The organism is Bacillus cereus group sp. BceL291, assembly GCF_051776705.1.
GTDB lineage: Bacteria > Bacillota > Bacilli > Bacillales > Bacillaceae_G > Bacillus_A > Bacillus_A cereus.
The window spans coordinates 1-1288 of the sequence record NZ_JBPWAP010000219.1 but is presented as its reverse complement, the minus strand read 5'-3'; the positions used below and the strand labels follow the sequence as shown (position 1 = coordinate 1288).

Sequence of the window (1288 nt, the reverse complement as noted above, 5' to 3'; positions counted from 1 at the left end):
TGGTCATCTCCCTGTCAAGTAGACAGTAATAAAAAGAGTATTATGCCACGGCCTTTTCCCGATATTCTATCGGGGAAAGGCCGTGAAGTTTTTCTTGGAATCTTTCTGTATTATAAAATTGAATATATTCTTGAATTGCTCGGTAGGCCATTTCATATGTTTTTGGGCGCACTAAATACAACTTCTCTGTTTTTAAATGTGAGAAGAATGATTCGATACATGCATTATCAAAACAGTTTCCACGTCTAGAATGACTACCGACAAATCCTAATTTCTCTAACTGTTTTGCGTAGGATTTAGATGTATATTGAAACCCTTGATCTGAATGGAAAAGGGGCTTAGTAGTTAATGACTTTCCTTCTAATTGACGTAATGTAGTTAAAACCAAATCTAAATCATTTCTTGAAGATAGCTTCCAGGCAACAATTTCATTGTTGTATAGATCTAACACAGCTGACAAATAGGCAAATTGTTCTCCGATTCGTACATAAGTAATATCTGTTACGAATTTTTGGTTTTGCTTTTCAGCTTGAAACTCTCGATTCAAATGATTTTTAAATACCACAGATGTTTTTCTTCCATAAAACGGACGTTTTTTTCGAATGATAGATTGAATACCCAGCTCTCTCATAAGACGACGAACACGTTTATGATTCATTACCATTCCTTCTCGAGCCAAAGCACGAGTCATACGTTTATACCCATAGTAAGGGTGCTGACGATGAATAGATAAAATATGTTCTTTATGCCACATATCCCTTTTCTGACGTAAACGCTGCACGTTATGATATTTCCGCCATTTATAGTAGCCAGCCTTAGAAACTTCCGCGATTTGAAGCAACCATCGGAGTGGATAGGCTTGGCGTAATGAATCGATAAGAGAAAATCGTTCTTTCTTTAGGACCATTCCTTCCCGTGTAGATTTGGATTGCGCTTTTTTAAATACTCAACCTGTGCCTTCAAATAAGCATTTTCTTCTTCTAGACTATTAAAATTCTTTCGATTCCAGACACCACGTTGATCATCAAAGGACTCCCCCTGTTGCGCACGTTTTACCCACTCAATAATCTGGGCATCGCTCTTCACACCGAGTTGTTCACGAATTTCTCGCAATGATTTTCTCTCTTCTAATCGAAGACGAACTGCTTCTCGCTTTAGTTCTTCTGTATATTTTTGAAATGATTGTCCTTTTCTTGCCATAAAAAAATCCCCTCCAGATAAAACAGTATTGAGTCCATCATATCAGATGGACTCTTTTTTTACTGTCTACCTATAGGGGATAATACCA

1 protein-coding gene is annotated in these 1288 nt (G+C 37.2%); it reads right to left on the bottom strand.

Translation table 11 applies throughout. The features are described 5' to 3' along the window. Positions 1-40: 40 nt before the first annotated feature. A protein-coding gene (locus tag ACS2CR_RS34165) for an IS3-like element ISBth8 family transposase (RefSeq protein WP_085963705.1) occupies positions 41-1200 on the bottom strand; the annotation gives its coding sequence in 2 pieces (ribosomal slippage) (positions 41-942 and positions 942-1200; 1161 coding nt in all). Between the last annotated feature and the right edge of the window lie 88 nt (positions 1201-1288).